The 19,321-nt window shown below is 69.4% G+C and carries 13 protein-coding genes, 1 pseudogene and 3 riboswitches; of the genes and pseudogenes, 8 read left to right on the top strand and 6 right to left on the bottom strand.

Going from position 1 to position 19,321, the window contains the following annotated elements:
- Window positions 1-2: 2 nt before the first annotated feature.
- A complete protein-coding gene (locus FCI23_RS08710) occupies window positions 3-6,326 on the bottom strand; it encodes a protein kinase domain-containing protein (RefSeq protein WP_136723027.1) in 6,324 nt (2,107 codons plus the stop codon).
- Window positions 6,327-7,038: 712 nt separating this feature from the next.
- Between FCI23_RS08710 and FCI23_RS08705 the strand changes: the two genes are divergently transcribed.
- The 3 genes from FCI23_RS08705 (at window position 7,039) to FCI23_RS08695 (ending at window position 9,126) form a co-directional block, all read left to right on the top strand.
- Complete coding sequence (locus tag FCI23_RS08705; protein WP_136722895.1) at window positions 7,039-7,284, top strand: hypothetical protein; 246 nt, start codon at window positions 7,039-7,041, stop codon at window positions 7,282-7,284.
- Window positions 7,271-7,750 (top strand): Clp protease N-terminal domain-containing protein, encoded by a 480-nt coding sequence (locus tag FCI23_RS08700; RefSeq protein ID WP_136722894.1) that lies wholly within the window; start codon window positions 7,271-7,273, stop codon window positions 7,748-7,750. Before FCI23_RS08705 ends, FCI23_RS08700 begins: the two co-directional genes overlap by 14 nt.
- 215 nt (window positions 7,751-7,965) lie before the next feature.
- Window positions 7,966-9,126, top strand: coding sequence for a serine hydrolase domain-containing protein (locus FCI23_RS08695; protein WP_136722893.1), 1,161 nt, complete (start codon window positions 7,966-7,968; stop codon window positions 9,124-9,126).
- A 9-nt stretch (window positions 9,127-9,135) separates the two neighbouring features.
- Here FCI23_RS08695 and FCI23_RS58180 read toward each other — a convergent pair whose 3' ends face one another.
- Window positions 9,136-9,273, bottom strand: a complete 138-nt coding sequence (locus tag FCI23_RS58180) for a hypothetical protein (protein ID WP_211265250.1) — start codon at window positions 9,271-9,273, stop codon at window positions 9,136-9,138.
- Between the two features lie 131 nt (window positions 9,274-9,404).
- Window positions 9,405-10,127: a MerR family transcriptional regulator gene (locus FCI23_RS08685; protein WP_136722892.1), complete on the bottom strand. Its 723-nt coding sequence runs from the start codon at window positions 10,125-10,127 to the stop codon at window positions 9,405-9,407.
- A 63-nt stretch (window positions 10,128-10,190) separates the two neighbouring features.
- On the opposite strand from FCI23_RS08685, the gene FCI23_RS08680 reads away from it, so the two are divergent.
- Window positions 10,191-10,652, top strand: a complete 462-nt coding sequence (locus FCI23_RS08680) for a DUF6194 family protein (protein WP_136722891.1) — start codon at window positions 10,191-10,193, stop codon at window positions 10,650-10,652.
- A 38-nt stretch (window positions 10,653-10,690) separates the two neighbouring features.
- Here the strand turns inward: FCI23_RS08680 and FCI23_RS59380 are convergent, their stop codons facing one another.
- A complete protein-coding gene (locus FCI23_RS59380; RefSeq protein ID WP_169316722.1) occupies window positions 10,691-11,158 on the bottom strand; it encodes a hypothetical protein in 468 nt (155 codons plus the stop codon).
- Between the two features lie 80 nt (window positions 11,159-11,238).
- Between FCI23_RS59380 and FCI23_RS59375 the strand changes: the two genes are divergently transcribed.
- Window positions 11,239-11,388: a hypothetical protein gene (locus FCI23_RS59375; protein ID WP_246143556.1), complete on the top strand. Its 150-nt coding sequence runs from the start codon at window positions 11,239-11,241 to the stop codon at window positions 11,386-11,388.
- Between the two features lie 259 nt (window positions 11,389-11,647).
- Here FCI23_RS59375 and FCI23_RS63625 read toward each other — a convergent pair.
- Window positions 11,648-11,968, bottom strand: a pseudogene (locus tag FCI23_RS63625) (DUF3293 domain-containing protein); the annotation flags it as partial.
- 43 nt (window positions 11,969-12,011) lie between these two features.
- Window positions 12,012-12,127: riboswitch (SAM riboswitch) on the bottom strand.
- 91 nt (window positions 12,128-12,218) lie between these two features.
- Window positions 12,219-12,327, top strand: a riboswitch (SAM riboswitch).
- A 146-nt stretch (window positions 12,328-12,473) separates the two neighbouring features.
- On the opposite strand from FCI23_RS63625, the gene FCI23_RS08665 reads away from it, so the two are divergent.
- The 3 genes from FCI23_RS08665 (at window position 12,474) to FCI23_RS08655 (ending at window position 17,101) form a co-directional block, all read left to right on the top strand.
- A complete protein-coding gene (locus FCI23_RS08665; protein WP_136722889.1) occupies window positions 12,474-12,833 on the top strand; it encodes a hypothetical protein in 360 nt (119 codons plus the stop codon).
- 92 nt (window positions 12,834-12,925) lie between these two features.
- Window positions 12,926-13,041: riboswitch (SAM riboswitch) on the top strand.
- Window positions 13,042-13,178: 137 nt separating this feature from the next.
- Entirely contained in the window at window positions 13,179-16,061 is a 2,883-nt protein-coding gene (locus tag FCI23_RS08660) for a tetratricopeptide repeat protein (RefSeq protein WP_136722888.1), read from the top strand.
- 185 nt (window positions 16,062-16,246) lie between these two features.
- Entirely contained in the window at window positions 16,247-17,101 is an 855-nt protein-coding gene (locus FCI23_RS08655) for a hypothetical protein (RefSeq protein ID WP_322973813.1), read from the top strand.
- Here FCI23_RS08655 and FCI23_RS08650 read toward each other — a convergent pair.
- Window positions 17,057-19,099 carry an N-6 DNA methylase gene (locus FCI23_RS08650; RefSeq protein ID WP_246143552.1) on the bottom strand — a complete coding sequence of 681 codons (2,043 nt, stop codon included), beginning with the start codon at window positions 19,097-19,099 and terminating at the stop codon, window positions 17,057-17,059. The two genes, FCI23_RS08655 and FCI23_RS08650, sit on opposite strands and share 45 nt — an antisense overlap.
- Window positions 19,100-19,321: the final 222 nt, after the last annotated feature.

Here is a 19,321-nt window from a genome sequence, read left to right as displayed (position 1 = left end):
GGTCAGCTGGTGGGGTGGGCGGTGCCGAAGTAGCCGGCGTGGCGGGCGGCGATGGCGTCCCAGTCGCCGTTGTGAGGGAACCGGACGACGTCCCAGCTGGCGTCGTACAGGCGGTCCTCGGCTTCCTCGTCGCGCAGGGTGGTCGCCTCCGTGTCGGGATGGTCGACGAAGACCGCGAGGTTCACGCCGGGCATCCGGTAGACGAAGTCGGGCATGGCGTTCGCCTCGGTGAGCAGGATCTGCGTCTGGTCGGGGAGCCGCAGGCCGTGTTCCTTGAGCCAGGCGAGGAAGTTTCGCTCCAGGGGCGTCGCCGCCCGGCCGGTCCGGTGGGCCTGGCCGCTTTCGGTGAGTTGCGTGGTCCCGGTGGCCTGCGCGGTGGGCCCGGACGGGGCGGCCGACTCGGCCTGAGCGGCGACCAGCCGCCGGAACTGCTCCGAGCGGGACTCGCCGCGCGCTGCCCGCCGCGTCGTCGCGGACGCGAGCCGCAGCAGCAGGCCACTGATCGTGTGCCGGTCGATGGCGGTGTGGTTGAGCTGGTTGCCGTAGGTCAGCAGGCACTCGTAGCAGCCGCGTCCGCACGGCCGGTCCTTGTGGGCGCCACCCAGGTCCTCGCCGTCCTCGTCGAAGTGGCAGATCGCCAGGGCCTGACGGGCGGCCTTGGCGAGCGCGTCCGGCTCGGACTGGAGGCGGCGCAGCACACCCGCGCCACCCTCGGCGGCCTCGGTGAACAACAGGCGGTCGCGGGGGCCGTCGTTCGGCGGGAGGAGTTCGCTGCTGAGCTCGGAGTCCTCCAGTTCGAAGGCGGCCTCGATGCCGCGCTCCAGGGCGTACATCAAGGAGAGCGCGACCGGCTCGGGCAGCGGCTCGTCGAGCTTGAGGACGAGGATGTTGCGGCGGTCCTCCACGTACGGGATGACACGCTTCTTGCGGCGCTTCTCGTTGCCGTCGGCGTCGACCACGGGCAGCTCGCTGGAGTCGCCGGAGGCGTCGGAGGCGTCGCGGTCGTTCATCCAGCGGCCGTCGCCGGGGTCGAGCCAGTAGCCGGCCGGGTCGTCCCTCTTGGCGCGCAGCCGGCCCACGTTGGTGATGCGGACGGTCGCCGAGTCGCCGTACGCCAGCTCCGCGAGCGGCCCGGAGCCGTCGGAGACGGCAGCGTCCAGGCGGCCCTTGCGGGTGCCGTGGTCCTGGAAGCGGTAGGAGGTCTCCAGCTTGAAGCCGGCCCTGCGCCGCTCCTCCTCGTCGGAGGAGATCCGCTCGCGGCGCTGGGTGTAGACGGTGTGCAGCTGGAGCAGGTTGTGGGTGCCCGCGCCCAGCGGCTCGTCGCACATCTCGCAGCGGTCGGCCCGGTCGCGCGGGGCGTGGTGGTAGCCGCAGTGCTCGCAGCGGCGGGCCTCGCTGGTGGTGACGTCACCGGAGGCGTCCGGCGGCAGCTGGATGCGGGTGACCTGGTAGCGGGCGCCCTCGTGGTAGATGAGCGCGCCGGGGCCGAACTCGCGGATGGCGAGGAAGCGGGGGCGCTGCAGGTAGTCGCCATTGCCCTTGCGGCGACCGGTCGTCGGGATGTACGCGGCGAGCGGCAGCCGCGGGAAGGAGTAGCCGGGCAGGAAGCCCTCGCTGGCGAGGTAGCGGTACGGGTTGAAGTCGGAGAGGACGGATTTGCTGTCCGCGCTCTCGTTCTTGAGCAGCCTGAGCTGGGTCTCGGCCTCCCACCGGCGGCCCACCGCGCGCTGGCGGTCGCCCTCGGTGAGGCTGTGGTCCAGGACGCGCTTGTTCTGGACGTACTGGTCGTCGAGGGCGTCACGGTACAGCTGGCGCCAGCGTTCGAAGGCCTCGTTGAACCGCTCCGGGGCGGTGTGCACCCGGTCCTCTATCCACCGCTCGTCCCACCAGGTGGTCTTGGCGAACTCGGGCAGCAGCGGGCCGAGCACCCGGAACACAGCCGCGATCGTCCGCGTCCGGGCATCGGCGTCCCACGAGGCGGCGTAGATGTCGGGGAGCAGTTCCAGGGCGGGGTCGGGGCGGTCGCCGGTCGCCGGGTAGGAGATGTCGAGGACCTCGGGGAGGGCCCGTCCGAGCGTCAGTCCGGCCTCGGCGATCCAGATGCCCTGGACGTGGGAGAGGACCAGGTCCTCGTTGGCGAGGTCGAGGCGCGGCGGAGTGACGGCGCCCGCGACCATGCGCTCGGAGTTGCGGAAGTAGTACTGGTCGTGGCTGTTGCCGGTCGCGCAGTACGTGGTGACGAGGGCGGGCTGGCCGCTGCGGCCCGCGCGGCCGGAACGCTGGGCGTAGTTGGCGGGCGTCGGCGGGACGTTGCGCATCATCACGGCGTTGAGCGAGGCGATGTCGACGCCCAGCTCCAGCGTCGGCGAGCAGTACAGCAGCTTCAACTCGGCCTTGCGGAATGCCTCCTCGCGCTTCTCCCGCTCGCCGGGGTCCACCTGGGCGGTGTGCTCGCGGGCGAACAGGCCGGCCAGCGCTCCGGCGGCGTTGGTGTAGAGGTCGCGGAAGAAGGTGTTGACGCGGGGGCCGTCACCGCTGGCGTAGGTGCGGGTGAGCGGGTCGTGGGCACCGCGCTCGCCCTTGCCCGCGCGCCAGATGAGGGACTGGGCGGCGACCCGGTAGCCGGTCGCGGTGGGCCCGGAGGCGTGGCGGAAGCGGCCGGAGCGCTGCGGGGCCTCGGAGACCTCCTTGACCAGGCCGGCCTTCGCCAGGACCTTGAGCAGCTCCTCGATGACGAGCTGGAGGTCGTCGTTGTCGAGCTTGTCGAACGCGTCGTCCGTGCGGCGCAGGTACTTGCCGAACTTTCCGCGCGCGGACAGGAACAGCCCGGAGCGGTCCATGCCGGGGCGGGAGGGCTGGGGATAGGCGGTGCCGACCTTAGGGCTGTCGGTCTTCGTCAGCACCCACGGGTCCATGAGGCGTTCCTCGCTGGCCCGTTGCAGGGAGTCGAAGTCGTCGCGGAAGTACTGGACGTCGACGGCGAGGGACCGGCGCATCTCGTTGAGGAGCGTCTTGACGATCTCGGCGCGCAGGGCCGGGTCCGCTTCGCGCAGCGTCCGGTGGGTGCGGTCCCAGCGCTCCTTGTGCTCGGCGACCCACTGCAGGTCCTCGTAGTCGATCTCCAGCAGGCCGGTCTGCTCCAGGTTGGGCATGGTGATGCGCCAGCCGCGCTCCAGGTCGAGGTAGAGCCGGAAGGCGATGACGTCGCGCAGCGTCTTGGCGGCGTTCCGGGCCAGGGACGGCGGCAGGTCCGCCTCGCCGGTGTAGTCGGCGGGGTCCAGCGCGAGGGCGTTCGCGACCGCGGAGGCCAGTTCCTCGTGGTGGACACCGTCCTCGCCCGCGTCGACGGCCGCCCGGTAGAGGGCGCCGCGCAGCTGGGTGATCTGGACGAAGTCGTTGAAGTGGCCGGCCTGGAGGGAGGCGTCCTGACGGTTGTCGACAAAGGTGAGGAGCTTGCGTGCCTCCTTGGCGAGGGCCTCCTCAGGCACCGACTTCAGTGAGCGGACCACAGAGGCGGAGATCAGCGAGGTCGCCGAGGACCGGCCCTCCCGGTCGAGGGTGGCGAGCTTGGCGAAGTCCTTGCCGCGGGTCTGCTCGTAGGCGACACCGCAGTGCAGGCAGAACAGGAACGGCGACGGGATGAACGCGGCCTGCAGCTCGCCCTGGCCCTCGGTGCCGAACGGGTCGACGGTGATGGCGCGCGGCACCCGGTCGCGGTAGGACTTCTTGACGACCTCCTGGCCCTTGTCGTCGATCTCCAGCCAGGACTCGGGGAGCCGGCGGTCGGCGATGGCGACTCCGGGGTTCAGCGGCCAGGGGCGGTCGTGCTCGACGTAGAGGTAGCCGTCGCCCTGGCGGCCGCCGGTGGCGGAGGTGTCGCGGCGCGCCTCGTAGCGCATCTCGCCGTCCTTCTCCGTGCGCCATACCGTCAGGTACTCCTGGCCGCACTCGCGACAGAAGGCGAGCGGCATCAGCAACTTGCCGCCGGACCCGGGCTGTTCGAGCTGGTAGGCGCGGGTGAGGTGGCGGGAGAGCTTGTCCTCCAGGGTGACGTAGACGGTGTCGCCCTTGGAGAGGAACTGGTGCAGCCGGAAGGCGAACAGGGGCCGCTCGGTGACCGGGTGGCGGGCCTGCGAGCCGGCCTCCAGGGTGGCGCGGATCGCGGCGGTGCACTGCTCGGCGGGCACGCCGCTGCGCTCGGCCAGTTCCTCGGCGGCTTCTTCGATCTTGGCGGGCCGCTGGCGGACGAGACGACCGGTGGCCTCGTCGGTGGCCAGGCCGAAGCGGGTCTCGATCCAGCGGGTAAGGGGATCGCGGACCAGATCGGCGTACGCGCGCGGGGCGGCCGGCGCCCTCAGACGCTCGGCCGAGACGGTCTGCGGGGCGTCGTCGGTGGCGCGGACCAGGGTCTCGCCGATGACGTGGTCGGGACGGACCTTCGTACCGAAGAGGGTGGAGGCGACGCCCGCGACGACCTTCTTCTGGTCCTCGAACGTGCCCTCGGTGGACATGGTCGCCGAGGTGCCCACGCACTGGAGCTTGTCCGCCTGGCAGGCCTCGCGGACGCGGCGAATGAGCAGGGCGACATCGGCGCCCTGGCGGCCGCGGTAGGTGTGCAGCTCGTCGAAGACCAGGAACTCCAGGCCCCTGGCCATCGTGATGAGGCTCCTGCGGTCGTCGGGCCGCGTCAGCATCAGCTCCAGCATCACGTAGTTGGTGAGGAGGATGTCCGGCGGGTTGTCGCGGATCTCCTTACGGCGGGCGGCGTCCTCCTGGCCGGTGTAGCGGGCGAAGGAGACGGGCTCGCGGCCCGCCCCGTAACCGTCGCGCAGGTACTTCTCCAACTCCTTGAGCTGGCTGTTGGCGAGGGCGTTCATCGGGTAGACGATGATCGCGCGGACGCGCTTGACGGGCTTGGCAGCCTTGGGGTCTTCGGCCTCGCGGTCCCTCAGGACCTTGTCGACGATCGGCACGATGTAAGCGAGGGACTTGCCGGAGCCGGTGCCGGTGGTCAGCACATACGAGTCACCCGACCGGGCGGCCTCCACAGCCTCGCGCTGGTGCTGGTGCAGGGTGAGCGGACGGCCGTCGCAGACCGTGCCGCCCTCGGTCTTGTTGGCCTGGAAGATGCGCGCGCACTCCTCGTGCAGCACACCCTGGCCGGCGAGTTCCAGGACGGTGCCGCCCCCGGCGAAGAACGGGTTCAGCGACAGCCAGGGGTCGGGCCACTGCGACTTGGCGTTCAGGTCCTCCTCGACGAACGCTGCGACGCGGTCATCACGGACGACGGTTCCGCCCTCGGTGAAGGAGCGGTAGTCCTCGATGAGCTTGCTGTGGACGCCGAACACGTCCATGCCGGTGGTGGTGGAACCGGGGCGGACCAGCTCGGCGGCGGACGGCTCGGAGGCCGCAACGGGGGCGGGCCGGGAGGTGCGCAAGGCACGCACGGGGTCGAACGCGTCCCAGACCGGGAGTCGCGGGGCGTCACCATCGAGGCCGGCCAGCGGGAGAAGGGCATCGCGGACAGCGATCGCGTCGGCGGGGCGTTCCGCCGGGTTCTTGGCCAGGAGGCGGTCAATGAGGCGGGCCAACTCGGTCGGAATGTCGGGCCGTATGAGGCGGACCGGGGTCGGAGCCTCATAGAGGTGCTTGTGCCCGAGTTCCTGGCGCACCTCGCTGACGAACGGCGGAACGCTGGTCAGCATCTCGTACAGCACGCACCCCAGCGCGTACAGGTCCGCGGCCTGTGTGACCGGCTTGGCCTCGAACTGCTCCGGCGCCATGTAGCGGGCGGTCCCGACGGCGACACCGGTGCTGGTGAGGCCCGCCTCCTCCGGGTCATCGACGATGCGGCCCATGCCGAAGTCGAGGATCTTGACGGTGCCGCCGCGGGTCAGCATCACATTGGCGGGCTTCAGATCGCGGTGCACGATGTCGGCGGCGTGCGCGGCCGACAGGCCGTCGGCGATCTGGGCACCAATGGCGGCGGCCCAGGAGAGGGGCAACTGCTGCTCCTCCGCGATGAGATCGCGAAGGGTCTCACCGTCGAGGTACTCCATCGCGAGGTAGGGCAGCCCGCCGTTGGACTCGTCCACGCCGCCGTCGATGAGACGGGTGAGGTGACGGTGATCCAGGCGCCGCATGATGCGCACCTCGCGGGCGAAGCGCTCGACGGCCTTGGTGTCGGCCCGGGTGTCCACCGGTGCACCAGAGCGGCGGCGGAGGATCGTCTTCACGGCGACGATGCGCTCAGAAGTTCCAGCAAGCGCCATAAGGTCCTCTGCCTTGCTGACTTCCCCCATGTTTCCAGCGCCGATGGCCCCCATGAGACGGAACCGATCGCCGATCAACTCCAGGCCCACTACCCCTCCTCAGCACTCCGTCCGCAGCCCGCTTTCGGACACACGGCCCCCACCCCAGGTGCCGCAGCCCCGTCCCGACGGAGCGAAAGAAGCGGCGACAGAGATCGTACACGAGAAGCTGACGATTCACCAGAGCAATTAGTCGTTGACATCGTCAACACACTATCTCTAAGGTGATCGCCTACCGCGGCGTGCAGCTCACCTGCACTGGCCACCCAAGGCCCTGACGCCTCGCCATCGCCACGTGAAAGTGGGCCGTACCGCGGCGCGACTTCCGGGAGGCAACCGACCTCGCTCGGGTGAGCGAGGTCGACCGCCTGCGGCTGGCTGAGGAGCTCGGCCGTCTGAACCTGCAGGTCGGCAAGCCTATGCACGCCAGGAAAGCTCACTCACAGGCACAGGAAAAGGTTGTGCTGCCGCGTGTGAATGTGGCTCGCGGACCTCTGGAGCGCTTCGCCGACACGGAGGGGAGGGTCACCAGCAGGGCAACGGAAGCAGTTGTCCGGCTGACGGGCCTCTCTGCGCACGAAGCAAGCGAACCGAGGGCTGCTGTGCCGGCACTGCAGTCGGCCGACACTCCGCCTCGTGACCATGAGTGCTCGGCATCATCACAACCCTGCCGCAGCGATTAGCAACCTGTGTTGACTATCTCCATTAGTCAACTATGGTTGCTTGTATGCCCGCCGCTGAGAATCCCGTTCCCCCAGAGCCCGCTGACGCCCTGGCGGCTGTCGTGGCGCTGCGACGCCTTGCTGATCAACTGGAGGACGCCGCAGTCGAGCAGGCCATGCGAGCGGGCTGGAGCTGGCCGCAGGCCGCCGAGGCGCTCGGTGTCACGCGCCAAGCCGTCCACAAGAAGCATGCCAAGCGGCTCATCACCGCCGGAGTCAAGCTGAGGAGGCGCGGCGATGACCGCGTTTGACAAGTACCTGCACGCGGTCATCGTGCGGGCGACGCACGAAGCCCGCGACGATGGGTCAGCGACGGTCGAGGCACACCATCTCCTGTTGTCGATCGCCGCCGAGCGGGAGGCCATCGCGCATCAGGTCCTGACCTCGGCCGGGCTCGATCACAGAGCTGTCCGCGACGCACTGGACCGGGAGTTCGAGCACAGCCTGCGCACAATCGGAGTGTCTCCGGCCGCCTTTGACCTTCCCCGGCCGAGCCGTGCTTCCGAGCAACCCAGGATGGGCGCGTCCGCCAGGCTCGCGCTGGAGCGGAGCTTCTCCTCCGTTGTCCGCAAGAAGGAACTGCGGCCGGCGCATCTGCTGCTCGGGATCCTGCAGGCTCAGGTCGGCACCGTGCCCCGCGCTCTCGCCCTGGCCGGCGTCGACCAGGCCGAATTGGTGGACCGCGTACGGCAGACACTCAGCAACGAGGATGAGTGACCACCGGAGACCTCTGACACCGTCTATCTCCCGAACGCCGGCCGTGGCCGCTCCCCCGCTCTGCGATGTGAGGCGAGTCCTTTATGCACGATGAATCGGCGCTGCGCTGGGCCCCGAGCGCCTGACGAGAGCTTCGACAGGCCGATGAATCTCGGCGTGAAGAGCTGGCAGCGCGGCCATGTACGGCTCACCCCACCCGACAAGGAGAGATCCACATGCACCAACGTGCCGCTCACACAGACAGCGGCCAGCCGACCGCCTCAGCGGCCAACGCTGTGGGCGCCGTGTCGACACCCGCGCCGACCTCAGCGGTTGACGGTCACGCGGCGATCCAGCACGTACTCAACCAGGCCGTGACTCAGGGCGGCCTTCCCGGCATCCTTGCCGAGATCCGCGACGGCGACCAGCGGTGGTTCGGCACGGCAGGGGTGGCCGACACCGCAACCGGCCGCAAGCGCTCACCGCAGGACCAGTTCCGCATCGGCAGCATCAGCAAGACGTTCGTGGCCACCGTGATGCTGCAACTGGCGGCCGAAGGCCGGCTGAGCCTGGACGACACAGTGGAACAGTGGCTGCCCGCAGTGGTCCGCGGCCACAACCACGACGGCGACAGGGTGGCCATCAGGATGCTGCTCAACCACACCAGCGGGATCTTCAACTACACCGATGACAAGGAAGCACTGAACCGTTACGAGACCCACACCCCCCAGTTGCTGGTGCAGATTGCCATGTCCCATCCGGTCACCTTCACACCGGGTTCGGGCTGGGCATACTCCAACACCAACTACATCCTCGCAGGCATGATCATCGAACGGGCCACCGGTCGGGCGCTTGCCGACGACATCACCGAGCGGATCACCCGCCCGCTCGACCTGACCGGGACGTACCTGCCGCACGGCAGTGACCCGACGATCCGCGGGCCACACTCCCGGCACTATACGAAGCTGTTCCAAACCGACCCCGGCGCCCCGGTCCACGACGCGACCGAGTTCGACTCATCCATGTTCTGGGCGGCCGGCGGCATGATCTCCACCGCCGAGGATCTCAACCAGTTCTTCGGCGCCCTGCTGGGCGGCCGCATACTGCCACCGGATCAGCAACGCGACATGTTCACCACGCTGCCGACCCACGGCTGGATTTCCAACGCCGCCTACGGTCTCGGCGTCTCCTCAGTGACGCTGCCCTGCGGGGAAACGGTCTGGGGCATGGGGGGTGCGCTCTTCGGTTCGTGGTCCTACACCTACGGCGCCCGCGACGGCGTACACATGGTCACCGTCAACGCCAGCGGCGACTGGGTCAACAGTGGCTGGGACGACCCCATCGGCATCTTCACTGATCTGCTCCAGACAAAGTTCGCACACCCGAGCGATACTTGAACATCGAAGTCACGGTGCCGATCGCGTGGTCCGCGCCGCGTCGTCCGCGGCCCGGCGGGGACCCGGCACGACCATGGGGAGTAGGTCCAGCCGTTTGTCCATGTCGAGATGGAAGGTGCCGTACGGGTTGATGTTCGACCAGAACATGGCGGTCAGGCCGCGCCGGTCCTCCGCGCTGAGCCTCGATGCCCAGGCCGGTTCGGCGAGGACCTGTTGCAGCAGGGTGTTGATATGTTCTCTGAACTAGCTGTTGCGGGACGTACGTTGTTGATGGGACATCACGTCTGAGTTGCGGCAGCGAGGACGGCAGTGAGCGCGGCGGTAGCGTCGAGGAGGGCATGGGAGCGAGCCGTGATGCTCGTGTCTCGGGCCGCCAGCGCGGCTCGGATGTCTTCCGATCGGTGCCCGTGCCGCAGGCCCGGCATCAGGGCCCGGAGTGGGTCGATGCGGTACCCGGCGCTGCGTAGCTGGTGGACGATCCGGGCATCCCGAGCTTGGGCCGGTGAGTATCGTCGCGTTCCTCGTGGGGGGACCCGGTCGGGAACAACGAGCCCCTCGGCGTCCCAGTGCCGCAATGTCGATGGGCGCACTCCGAGCGCGGCGGCGAGTTCGGAGACGCTCATCGAGTCCGATGGGCGTACGTCTTCGATGGGCTCGGCAGAGATCGCCTCTGCCGCCTCCTTGGCAAGCTTGAGGTCCGTACGCTCCCGGTCGAGTCGGGCGTGTGCCGCGTCGAGAAGTGCAAGTACCTCCGAGGTCGGGCACTGATGTGCGACACGGACGATCCGCTTGGCCTCAACCGGACCCGTGCCGACTGCGAGGGCTCGGTAGGCCAGCGCGGAATGCAAGTGAATCTCTCCGTAAATCCGGTAGCCCGCAGTTGTGCGCGTCGCCGGCGGCAGCACACCGTCGCGCTCGAGATTACGCACCTGCTGAACCGAGTATCCGGCACGTCGCGCGACATCGACTGTGCGCATGGCCGACGACTTGAGAGCTGACACCCGTTCCCCCTTTGTCTTTCGGCTCGAAGTCTCCACAAGCACCTTAATGAAACGCTTGAGCACATGACCATCGACGAGATCATCGACTTCATGCAGGACCTCGATGGAGTCCTGGCCATCAGGCCGGGACCCGACGACGGCTCACCAGAGATCAGCTGGGGGGATACGTTCTTCTACTACTCTCCTGACGGTGTCGCACCCAGAGCGACTCAACCGTTCGCGACGATCGTCACGAAGAACTACCCGGGCGACGAGAGATCGCGCCTGGACCGCCCGGATACGTTCCGCGTCAATATCGCCGCTGGGAAGGAAGCCTTCGTCAACCGGACCGGCCACGCGCCGCGCGAACCAGCCATCGACGACGACCCCGGCGTCACCGATGCCGTGATGGCACACCCCGTCTACGGCTCTGTCGGCTGGCTCGCGGTGGTGAATCCGGGCCCGCGGACCGATACGGCAACCTGCGAGCTGCTCCGCAATGCCTATCACCTCGCACGTTCGCGCTATGAGCGACGTACTGGGTGATGGCTGGGCGCGTTCTCTGATCTTCACTATGACCCGGTTCAAGCCCTTGGCTGCTCGCCCGCGGTGACCGTGCGGCCGGCGGCTTCGCGGAAGGTCGGCAGGCCGAGATCGACAGTGGACCGCTCGTCGACCTGGGCGAGCTTTTGCTCCGCTCCGGCGAGGCTGACCTCGAGACCCTCGACCTCGCCGCGCCAGCCCTCGCGTTCGGCTTCCGCGATTCGGTCGAGCAGGTTGTCGCGGATCTGCACGATCCGGTCGCGTTGGGCGGGGTCAGGCCGCAGGAGACTGCATCTGAGGCAACTGTGCTCATGGACGCAACCGGTCCCGTAGGCTCGGCCGCAGTCGCCCGAGGCGACCCGGCGGCGTTCGAAGTGACCGAGGAACTCTTCCCATTCCTCGTCGACCGGGGTTCGGTATTCGTCGCTGGGGCGGGTGGTGCGGCGCCGGGCGATGAACGCTCGGTGGCCGTTGATGACCTCCTCGGGATAGACCGCCTTGTATCCCATGGTGGTGTTGATGTCGCGGACTCCCCGGGCCTGCTGCGGCCGCCTGGATCGACCTCGCCGAGGCCATCCGCACCCTGCCCATGAACCCCCAGGACCGCGAACCCATCGCGGAGGCCGCCGCAGCCCTCCTTACCAGCAGCCCTGACTTCCACGCCCCTCGATTCCTCCACCACGCCCTGTCCACCGACCCCCACAACAGCACCTACACCATTGAGGTCTCCCCCCTCTGACCGCGCTGAACCTGCGCAATGCGGTGACGTGGAGTTCACCGTCGCCCTGCCCGCCGGCTGACGGAGCAGGTCGCGGTCGTCGGGCAGAGCAACCCCCAGGGAGACGATGAGGACCCCAGGTGGTCGTCCTCCATCCGGACACGACCGAGTCGTCGCCGGTGCATGACAGCAGACGCCAGGAGTCGGGAGTCCACGCGAAGACGGCGTCTTGACCGAAACGCCGGCCCAGTTCACTCGCCGCAGCATCACTGAGGCCGACCACCGCGACACTCTTCTCGATGTGCACGCCATGAGTGTCGCCTCCTGCTGCGGGCCACCAGGCCAGAGCGCGGCTGCCGATCTCGTCCAGCAGCACGGCTTGGGCACGGTCGTTGTCCTCGGCGAGAACCGTACGGCCACCGGGGTTGAATCCCGTGACCACGTGAATGGTCCTGCCGGACGGTTCCGGGAAGGAGCCCGTGGTTGTGCCCCGTGGGTCGGGCGTCACCCGCAGGGTGCGGTCTGCGAGTTGGATGTCCACCACTGCCTGCTGATAATTCGCCCACTGCTCGGGTTCGCCCAGCGTGACGTCGTCGTGCATGAGGTCTCCTACGAAGGGGACCCCCTTACCTGCTTGGCAGGGAGATCCGCGCTTACCCCCACTGGGCTGTGAGGGCCCGGTCTTCCCTGGAGGGCACCTTGCGCGGGATGCGAGGTTGCCAGCCGATGATCGTCCAGGGGCGCGATCGGCTTCGTGACCAAGTCGGATATTGACACAGTTCACAGCCAGAAGTCCAGCATGAAAATCAGCACGTTGCCGACGCCCGAACGGGGGTGCTAGCTTCGCGCCAGGTCACGAGCTCCAGCGTCAAGCCCCGGCTTGCTGGACGGCATCCCGCCCGCTGCGGGTGCCCCGGGTGACGACCAGCCCCGCACGAAGTGTGCAGGGAACCGCGGATCACCGGGCCGAGTGCCACCGGGGTCCCCAAGACTCCGAGAGGCCCTTCATGAACACTCATGTGCGAACGCACGACTGCACACGTCTCGGATCAGGGCACCACACGTTCTGGCTGCCGGTCTTTCGCTCGTCGAAGGACCCAGGACCGGTGTTCGAGGACCTCGTCCTCGATCCCGACATCGTCCAGGACGACGGCTGGATCAGCTTCTCGGTCCACGACAGTAGGGGAACGTCCACGCGCGTGCGCGGGTGGACCCACGACCCCGAGCGGGCGCTCCGACTGATCCGCGACGATCCCGCCGGTCAATGGCAGCCAAATTACCGATTCCTGTGGATCTGCCGCGAGGACAGCCGTACTCCGATCTCCCTCAACCCCGACGGACCCACGCCGTGCCAGATCCCGGGTAACCCCCAGCGCCCCTATGCACGCCCGGACCTGCGGCATCCCTCGGGGCGTCGCAAGCTCGCCACCCACCGACTTGGAGACCTCAACAACAAAGACTCGTGACCTGGCACCGAGTCAGCACCCTGTCCGGGCGTCAGCAATGTGGTGATCTTCATGCTGGACTTGCGGCTGTGAACTGTGTCAATATCCAACTTGGTCACGAAGCCGATCGCGCCCCTGGGCGATCAACGCCTGGCAACCTCGCAACCCGCGCAAGGTGCCTTCCAGGGAATACCGGGCCCCCACAGCCCAGTGCGGGTAAGCGCGGATTTCCCTGCCAGGCAGGCAAGGGGGCCCTCTTGGAGGAGCGCCCCTCGGCCCCTGGCTGGGCACCGATTACATCCCCGGGCCCACCCTCCAGCAGTACACCGCCAGACACGGCCCGCCCGTCCGAGAAGAGATGACGCCATGACCATGGGGATAGGCCGCCTCGTCAAGCAGTACCAGGTCCACGTCGCTGCCCAGCCCGAGCGGTTCCGCACGGCTGTGTCGGCATCGCTGGACGACCTGTGCGCACGACTGGGCGAGGAAGTGCACGGTACGGAACAGCTGGTGGTCGATGATCCGGACATCGTCCAGAGCGAGCTGCACCGATCGCTGAGGGAACTCGCCGACCGGCTCGCCTGGCAGGACCGGCACGACGACGAGTTGCTCGCGCGCCGCATCGTCCTCGACCTCTGCGAGACGCGCGACGAGCTGCGGCACGCACGGGCCTTGAGCGACCTCGCGGTGCCACTCACGGTGCTGGGCCGGCTGGAGGAGGCCGTCGCCGTACGCCGCCAGGCCTTCCGTGTGCTGTGCGAACTGGCCGGGAAGGACGTCAGCAAGTGGCTTGACGTCGCCTTGGAGGCCGAGCCGTGCAGCGACCTGCTGGTCCGGACCGGCGACGCGGCCCTGGCGACCGAGGTCTGCAGGCAGACAGTCCAGGGACTGGCGCCGCTCGCGGAGTCGGGCCTGTTCTGGGCGCAGGAGCCCTTCGCCCGCTGCTTGCTACGCCTTGCCGAGCGGGTGGCCGAGGACGGCGACCCGGAGGAGGGGGTCCGCCTGGCGCAGGAGTCTGCCGAGCAGTTCGGGGCTCTCGGCGGCGGCCGCAATCTCGCCCGCGTCCTCGATGCGCTGAGCGGCATCAAGGCGCACGCGGGTGACCTGCCCGGGGCCCTCGAGGCCGCCCTCGATGCCCTGGTACAGGTCAGAAGCCTCTCCGACCGGGATCGGATGGCCCTCGCGGCGGCCCTGCAGACTGTGGGCCTGCGGCACGCGGACCTCGGGCAGTGGGAGCAGGCCCACGAGAACCTGGTCGAGGCCGGGGAACTGTTCGCCGAGCTGTCCGACGAGGACCCCTCGGTGGCTCCGCGGTACGCCGCGCTGCTCACGGAACTCTCTGAGGTTCAGGCCAGGTTCGGCCGCGCCGAGGCTGCGGTGGAGAGTGCGGAGAGGGCCACGCTTCTCCACCGCGACCTCGCCCGGCAGGACCCCGCCGCCTACCAGAAGGAGCTCGCCCTCGGCCTGGTCAACCTCAGCCGCCGCCTGGCCGGGACGGGCCAGCACGCGAAGGCTGTGTACGCGCTCCGGGAGTCGGTCAAGCACTACCGCCGGCTGCGCGAGACGAGCCAGGAGTGGACCCCCGATCTCGCCCGCTCCCACCACTACCTCGGGGAGCAGCTGGCGGAGCTCGGCCGGCACGAGCCCGCGCTGGAGGAGACGCGGACGGCCGTCGGCCTCTACCGAGAGTGCGCGAGCCCCGACCTCGGCTTCGCTCTCAAGGAGCTCGGCACCCGGCTGCACAATCTGGGGCGCGCCGAGGAGTCAACGGCGGCCACTGGCGAGGCGATCGAGGTCTTCCGTGCGTCCGGAGACCTTCCTGGGCTCGCGAACGCGTTGTACAACCTGACAGTCACGCACAACGTCGCCGACCAGATCGACGACGCCGTGCGGTCGGGCACCGAGGCCGTCGAGGTGTACCAGCGCATGTACGACGAGGACAGCGACTGGGCTGCCGCACTCGCCAACGCGCTGGGCCTGCTCGGTGCCGCCCGCGAGGGCGCCGGCCAGGTCGCCCACGCGATCACTTCCGTCGAACGCGCGGTCAGCCTTCTCGAACGTCTCCACACACCCGGCGACGACGAGTTCGGTCCCGGCCTCGCGCGGGCGCTGCACAACCTGAGCCGCCACCTGGAGAAGGAGGGGCGCCTGGAGCGTTCGCTGGAGCACATGCGGCGATCGGTGGCCCTGTACGGTGAACTGACCCAGCGGGACCCCGACCGCTTCCGCCGACGGCTGGCCAGTTCCTGGCTCTCGCTCGGCATATACCTGAGCCGGCTCGGCGAGGCGGAGGAAGCACGGTCCGCCACCGCGTTGGCCGTGGACCTCAACAGGCAAGCCGGGGCACGGGAGAACCTGGCGCTCGCCCTGTTCCAGCTCAGCAGCCGGGATGCCGCTCTCGGCCGGACCGACGAATGCCTCGCGTCCCTCGTCGCGGCGACCGAGATCTACGAAGAGCTCGCCCTTGCCCAGCCCGACCCGTACCTCGCCAACCTGGCCATGTCACTGGAGAAACTCGCCGCATGCCACTCGGAGCAGGACGACCACGCGCGGGCGCTGCCCATGCTGGAGCGCGCGGCGGACATACGGGAGCCGCTGGGCGACAAGGACTCTCTCACCGGGAACCTGCGTCAGCGGCTCTTCGTCCAGTCCTGCCTCGAACACGATGTTGAGGAGACAGTGGAGCGGCTCATCGACATCCAGCACGACCTCGTGCGCACCGTCCGCACGCTGGACGGCGTCGTCCAAGAGCTGATCGGCGTCGAACTCCTCGACGTGGCGCAGCAGCTCCTGGACCGGGCCTCGGGCCTGTGGGAGATCCACCGGTTCCAGCAGCCGGACGCCGAACCGCTGCCCAACATCAGCCTGCTGGACTCCCACGCCACCATCCTGTCCCGCAACGGGCAGTACGAGGAGGCCGCCGCGGCCCAACGCCAGGCGGTGGAGCTGCTCGAGTCGCTCGCTCAGGAGGAGCCCGACGGCTACCTGGACGGGCTGGCGGTCTTCCGGGCCAGGCTGTCCCGCTACCTGCGCGCCGCCGACCGGCACGCGGAGGCCCTCGACCACCAGCGCCAGGCGGTCGAGACCTACGAGAAGCTGGCCGCCTTCGATCCCGGGACCTACCGACCGGCCCTGGTCTCCTCCCTGACCGACCTCGGCCGACTGCTGCGGGACCTGGGCAGCAGCGAGGCCGATGTGGCGCTCGCCCGCGCGGAGACCCTCCGTCTCACCCTCCCGGACGACGAGTGAGAGGTTGGTTGATGCTTAACACCGCTCACCTCGGCTCGGCTGTACGCGAACCCAGCGGGCCATCACCCGGCAGACTCTGCTCGGCGACTCCGACCGCACCGAGTTGCAGCGCATCGCCGACCTGACCGGCGGACGGCTCTTCGACGCGGTCACCGGGTCGCTGGACGGCGCCTTCGAGGAGATCCGTGGCTACCAGTAGGCCCAATCGGCGCGGCTTCACGGGGTTCCTCGAGTCGCGCAAGAACCTGACCGGCAGCGCACTGGCGATCGGCGGCCTGGCGCTGCACTTCGCCGGACTGGCCGGCTCGTACTGGCCGGTGGTCGTCGGCGGCCTCTACGGTGCGGGCGCGCTCATCGCACCGCCCGAGCGGCCCGCGGCCCCGGACTTCCCGGCCCCCGAGGAGCAGCTCTCGGCACTGCGCGCCGACCTGACCGCGCTGCGGAGCTACCTCGCGGAGGCGGGCGCGGACGCCCGGCTCGGCGGCCTGATGGAACTGCTGACCGCGCTGCTCGACCCCGCCCAGGGCGACGAAGTCCTGGCCGCCGACCCGGAGGCCCTTTACGCCCTGTCGCGAATCGTCCGGCAGGACGTGCCCGAAACCGTCGGCACGTATCTGCGTACCCGGTGGTGGAACCGGCTCACGCCGGGCGCCGAGGCACCCGAGCGGCATCTGGACCGACAGGCGGCGCTGCTGACCGATGAGGCCGCACAGCTCGTCGCCGCGCTCCACGACGCGGAAGCGCGCCGCCAGCACACCCACACCCACTACCTGGAGCAGCGCCGTCCGGGGACCGCTCAGGACACGCCAGCTTGGGGTACTTACCCTTCCGGGCGTCACGAGGGCCGCCAGCCGGCGGGCGGCGAGCAGGCCGCCGATGCCGGGCAGCAGGGCGACGGGTTTCGCCGCCCTCGCGGCACCTTCGGCACCGAGGGTGGTGATGACGACGAAGGCAGCGGGGGTGCCGCGGTGGGCCTCCGGTGGTCCGGAGCAGCGCTACTCCGGTGTGACGGCGCCGGAGGCGAGTACGTCGAAGAGTGACCGCAGCAGTTGCTCGCCGGTGTCTGCGGCCCGGGTGAGGGAGTGTTCGAATGCGTCGAGGCGGCGGAAGGTCTCGGCGTAGCGTTGCTGCTCGGTGAGGGGCAGGCGTGGGACCTGTACGCGGCGGATGTCGATGCGGGAGGTGGTGGAGGCGTGCGTACCGGCCTGGCGGGCGTTGGCGGAGCTGCGCAGGCAGCCGGCCAGGAACCACGGGTCAAGGGCTTCCGGGTCCGGGCGCAGCAGGTGCACCTGGGGTCCGATGACGGCGGGGGTGTCGCCGGCGACCTGCGCGGTCGCGCTGTGCGGTGCGGTGGCGACGATGACATCCCCGGGGCGGGTGAGGGTCCAGGTGAGATCGAGTTCCGCTGTGGGGATCCAGCCCGAGGGGTGACCGCCGCTGAACATGTCGGTGGAGGTCAGGACTACGGCCGCGTCGGGCGGGGCCTCGCCGTCGCGGGTGACGGTTTGGTGGCTGCTCGAGCCCGAGTGGAGGGTGAGGTGGCCGCTGCGCAGCAGGTCGCCGATGGCCACCGTGGGGCGTTCGGCAGCAGGTTCACGGTGCGGTGCCGCGCCGAGGTCGCGGAGCAGTGGTGAGAGTTCGTCGATCTGCCGGAGGGCGGTTGCGAGGTCGTCCCAGCGTTCGGCGAGGTCAGTACCGAGCGCGGCACTGGTGCCTTGGGGGATGTAGCGGGCGGGGGTGAGGTCGACCTCGTCGTCGAGCAGGTCCATGATCCGTACGGCTCGGCACAGGCCGGGGCGGTCCTCGACGGCTGCGCCTTGGCGCTCGAAGTCGCGCCAGGATTGGAGCGCGGCCTGGTGCACGGCCGGCCAGTCGATGCCGGACTTGGTGTCGGCGGGGTTCTGGGCGGAGGCGGAGGCGGCATCGACGAGGAGCAGCGCGTCGGCCGGTGTGCCTGCCTCCGGAGCGCGCAGGATCCACAGGTGCAGCGCCACGCCGTGCGGTGGGGCCGCGCCCGGCGGCAGGGCGACGACCGCGCGCAGCGCGCCGTTTTTGAGCAGGTTGCTGCGGATGCGGCGGCCGGCTCGGCGGGACGCGACGGCGGGGGGCATGAGCAGGACGGCGGTGCCGCCGGGGCGCAGCCGTGCGACGGCGTGCAGGATCCAGGCGAGCTCGGATTCAGTGCGCGGCGGAGTGCCGTACTGCCAGCGGGAGTCGTCCCACGCGAGGTCGTCGTGGCCCCAGTTGCGTTCGTTGAAGGGTGGGTTGCAGATCACCGCGTCGGCCCGGGTGTCCGGGTAGGCGTCGTGCAACAGGGTGTCACCGGTATGGATGCGGGGTGCGGCGTCGCGGGACTCGAAGGCGAGGCGTACGGCGGCGAGTACGGCGAGGGTGGGATCGATCTCCTGGCCGAGGAGGGTGGAGGGGGTGGCGGCTGCGGGTTGCCGGCGCAGCGCCGCGGACAGCAGGCTGCCGATACCGCAGGCTGGGTCGAGCACGGTGAGGTGTTCGGCAGCCCCGCGCCCCGGGGCGGGGAGGGCGAGCGCGACCATGAGGTCGGCGAGTGGCGGAGGAGTGGCGCTGATCTGCCGTACGTGTGTGTCCAGCCAGCGGCTGCGTAGGAACTCGTATGTCTCGTAGGCCCCTGCGGCCTCGGCGATCTGTACAGCGCGGGCGACCAGAGCGGCGTCGGCGGGATCGGCCGGTACGTCGGGGAGGTCTGGGGCCGGAGTCCCGGTCTTGCGTGAGCGCGACAGGCAGGTGGCGCCCACGGCGGCGATCGCGCGTCCCATCCGGTCGCGCTCGCCGACGGCTTCGAAGTGCGGCCACAGCCAGTCGCGCTGCGAAGTCTCGCCGAGTTTGCCCTGCTTGCGCAGCCAGTCCTCTACCTCGGCCAGGTCGAAGAGCGGGCTGGCATCGCTGCCGCCCGCTGGGGCGGGGAAGTCGTCGTGTCGGCGCCGCCAGTTGCTGACCGCGGCCCGGCCGACACCGGCAAGCCGAGAGATCTCGGCAGCGCTCACGGTGACTCTCTGGGACACGGGGCTCTCCGTCGCTCGGGGTGGCCTGTCTGTGAATATACCGACTCCACCGAGAAATGTTGACCGAGCTCACAACACCCATGCGAGATCCACGCAGCGATCTCACTTGTCCGCAAATATGCTAGCTTGACTCAGTTCACAGACTCATTGCATGGTTTCGTTGCAGCTGCTCGCGGCGGCCGCCCCTGGCCGCGATGCCGGCCAGGGCGGGCACGGCGTCCA

This window comes from Actinacidiphila oryziradicis, assembly GCF_005047355.1.
In the GTDB taxonomy this organism is placed as follows: domain Bacteria; phylum Actinomycetota; class Actinomycetes; order Streptomycetales; family Streptomycetaceae; genus Actinacidiphila; species Actinacidiphila oryziradicis.
Note: the sequence above shows the minus strand (reverse complement) of the source record. Positions and strands in the feature narration are given on the sequence as shown.